General features: G+C 38.2%; 4 protein-coding genes. 2 read left to right on the forward strand and 2 right to left on the reverse strand.

Going from position 1 to position 3,185, the window contains the following annotated elements:
• A partial coding sequence (locus tag Q0081_RS24010; protein ID WP_298359779.1) for a hypothetical protein occupies window positions 1–686 on the forward strand: 686 nt, incomplete at its 5' end.
• 69 nt (window positions 687–755) lie between these two features.
• On the forward strand, window positions 756–1,622 hold the full coding sequence (locus Q0081_RS24015; protein WP_298359783.1) for a CPBP family intramembrane glutamic endopeptidase: 867 nt from the start codon (window positions 756–758) through the stop codon (window positions 1,620–1,622).
• Window positions 1,623–1,700: 78 nt separating this feature from the next.
• On the opposite strand, the gene Q0081_RS24020 is transcribed toward Q0081_RS24015, so the two are convergent.
• Entirely contained in the window at window positions 1,701–2,105 is a 405-nt protein-coding gene (locus Q0081_RS24020; RefSeq protein WP_298359786.1) for a DUF4174 domain-containing protein, read from the reverse strand.
• Between the two features lie 18 nt (window positions 2,106–2,123).
• Window positions 2,124–2,978 carry a glycerophosphodiester phosphodiesterase family protein gene (locus Q0081_RS24025; protein WP_298359789.1) on the reverse strand — a complete coding sequence of 285 codons (855 nt, stop codon included), beginning with the start codon at window positions 2,976–2,978 and terminating at the stop codon, window positions 2,124–2,126.
• Between the last annotated feature and the right edge of the window lie 207 nt (window positions 2,979–3,185).

Consider the following 3,185-nt stretch of genomic DNA (forward strand, 5'->3'; position numbering starts at 1 on the left):
AATACTACTCAATTTACTTTGTAGAGAAATCAAAGGATTTTAAGTTTGCAACAACCAATGATTCACACAGCGGCCGAGTGGAGAAATGTTGGGAGGAACGAATGTTTAACCTGCAAAATTTTAATCAAATGAAAAAGTTACTAACTTCATTTACTCTCCTTCTGTTTATCTATGCTATCGTCTCATGCAAAGAAAATGTAACATTGACTGAACAGGAAAATTCTGATGATTTGAAAAAGATGACTGTTGAAGCAATTTGGGCCAAAAGCAATGATAAAGATGGCGGTTTTACAATGAGTATTAAAATGAAAAACCTGACATCAGAGCGAATAGCACCTCCAAGGGCTGCCTCCTATGAAGGAATTAGCTTTTTTGATAATGGTGAAGGCCCGGATGAAGTAGCCGGAGATTTAATATATACAAGCGATAAACCTCTCGATATTTCTACCTTATCTTCCCTTGATACTAAGGAAGAAATATTACTATACAGTAAAAATCTTAAAAGTGCCAAGGTACAAGGCTGGGAAGTTTCAGTAGGTATGGATTGTGATGAGTTTTGTGTAATTGGGCATGGTGAAAAATGCTGTGGAAAAACGTGTGATAAATCTATATTCGGAGGTACTGCTTGGTTTTGTATAGGGGCGTGTGGTTGCAAGTCTTCTGTTAAGGTTACGTACAAGCAATAAATTTATTTCGAGTCAATGGCTTAGAAAAGTATAGGGCATTCTAAGCCATTTTTATATATCTTACCTCAAATGAATACATTCATAAAAACAGTTTTCTGGGGAATTCAAGTTTACATCTGTCAAGCATTGGCTACAGGTTTCTCCTATTTTATAGTTAATAAAATCAATAAACTTTTTGAAATTCATGAATTTTTCTATTTGTTATTTAGGTTTTCAATAACCATTATTCTTATTCTACTATTATGTAGGTTTTGGCTCTCTACTTCTTGGAAATTTGATTTTCCTAAAGACATACTATCTTCATTTAATGTAAAAAAATTTATTATTTTTACATTCTTAGGGTTACTGTTGGCATTTGGTTATTTTGTTTTTCTTTGGTTATTTAGTCCAAATAAATCAATAAGTTTCAATAAAAACATATCTTATGAGGCTATTTTTTACATTATATTTCAAGGAATATTTGCAGCAACCATGGGCTCGTTTACAGAAGAATTTTTATATAGAGGGTATTACCAACAGGCTCTTTTAAAGTATACTAATAATACAGCTCAATCAATTATTACTCCTGCATTCTTCTTTGGATTATCTCATTGGTTTAGTGCTGATACAGTTTGGTTAAGTTTTCTCTATGTTTTACGTACTTTCCTAAAAGGAATTATTTATGGGTTATTTGCAAGATTCACAGGTAGTTTTTGGTATAGTGCTGCCGTTCACTACGGATGGAATATATTGTTTATATCGAGTGTAATAGACGTAGATTGTAAAAGTGAAACTAATAACTTTGTTTTGAAAACATTTATAGATTGTAACAACTTACTTACTCTTGACTTTTATAGTAAGCCTTTGCCTTCTGGGCTTTTTATCTACTACTTTTTGATTTTATTTTTTGGTTATTTGCTTTATAAAAAAAATAGTAAAATCTGGAATACAGTATGAATTTTTGCACTCTGCTTGTTTTTAGAAATCGTAACAAACAACTTGTAATGCGACGGTGGGGTTTCGGTGCGTCCGAGACTAATTCTTCTTCATTTCCTCCCGTCGCATCGGCATCGAATCAATGAGGCCAAAGAGTTGCTCAGGTTTCACGGGTTTGTTGCTGATGAGTTTGATTTCTCCATCTTTTCCAATCAGCCAAAAACAAAAATGGTTGGGAGTATACTTAAAACGTTCTTTCAGATGAAGAGCATCATCCGTCGTCAAATCGGACTCTATACAGTCAATAATGCTTAAATCACGCTCTAAAATGCCCTTCCCCACTTCACTGAGCCACTTTTTTTGAAGTTTAAATTCGGCATCCGAAACCTTGGGACAGTATAGAATAACCACCCGGCTCTTCCCTACCATGCTTCCCAATTTATTCTCCAAAGGGTCTTGAAAGAACAGGAAAAGACTGCAAATGACAATGGATACTAAGTGCATTTCAACAATTTTTTAAAGTTAATGAATCACTTTCCAAGCTTCCAGAGGGCGGTCTGACGACATAATATCTGCGCCCTGTTTTACAAACTCTTTATATACTTGGTCGCCGCGAGCAGCTGCCATTTTGTCCAAATTGCCCAGCGTTCCTAAAATACAGCGAATCCCTTTTTCGTGCAAAAAACGACACAACTCAGCATTGGGCTCGCGCGTACCCACAAACGCAATCATGCGATTGTCAGGAATACCCAAATCATGGTGACGTTGGTATTCTTCAGTGTTCCGAATCGTCACCGAAATCATCACTTCGGAATCAAGGCGATGCACCTTGGCCGCATCTTGGACGTTGTAGGTGATGATGGCTGCGTAGTTATGCGCATGATTTTGTTTCACTAATTCAACTACTTTCTCAAAAGGAACGCTACGCTTGACATCAAGCGTAAACGTAACTTTGTCTTTACCCCACTTCAATACTTGTGCCAGAGTTGGAATTTTGTACACCGTCAGGGTGCCTTTATTGTCTTCCAACCGCAGCGATTGGCAATACGCCCACGTCACTTCGCGGACTTTACCGGTGCCGGTAGTGGTGCGTTCGAGGGCATCGTCGTGCATCATCATCAGCATGCTGTCCTTCGTCATGGAGATGTCGCACTCAATGATCACGGGCATTTGTTGGGCCAGCCAATCAAAGGATTCGATGCAGTTTTCGGGATAACCGGCATAATCTCCGCCGCCCCGGTGGGCGCTGATGAGCGGAGTTGAGTTAGCCGAATAGTTAAACAATTCGCGCTTAACGTCGCGCAGGTAGGTTTTGGGTGCGCAACCCGAAAGAACCGCAATAAAGAAAACTGACAGAAAACTTATTTTTTTAATCATAGAACTGAGGATGATGTGTCTTTATAAGTACAAATAAACCAATAAACTGATATGTTTAAACTACTTCTTTCCGGTATGCTTCTTTTTACCGCCGCTCTGACGGCTTCTGCCCAAGATACCCGCTGCTATGAAACCCGCATTTATTACACTCATCCGGGCCGATTGGAGGCATTATTGACCCGTTTTCGTGACCATACTACCAAAATA

The sequence above is a fragment of the Runella sp. genome, from assembly GCF_027484545.1.
In the GTDB taxonomy this organism is placed as follows: domain Bacteria; phylum Bacteroidota; class Bacteroidia; order Cytophagales; family Spirosomataceae; genus Runella.

What these genes read in the sequence shown, in the direction of transcription:
- Q0081_RS24015 (WP_298359783.1), top strand. Translation starts at nt 756, where the DNA reads ATGAATACATTCATAAAAACAGTTTTCTGGGGAATTCAAGTTTACATC.
- Q0081_RS24020 (WP_298359786.1), bottom strand. Translation starts at nt 2,105, where the DNA reads ATGCACTTAGTATCCATTGTCATTTGCAGTCTTTTCCTGTTCTTTCAA.
- Q0081_RS24025 (WP_298359789.1), bottom strand. Translation starts at nt 2,978, where the DNA reads ATGATTAAAAAAATAAGTTTTCTGTCAGTTTTCTTTATTGCGGTTCTT.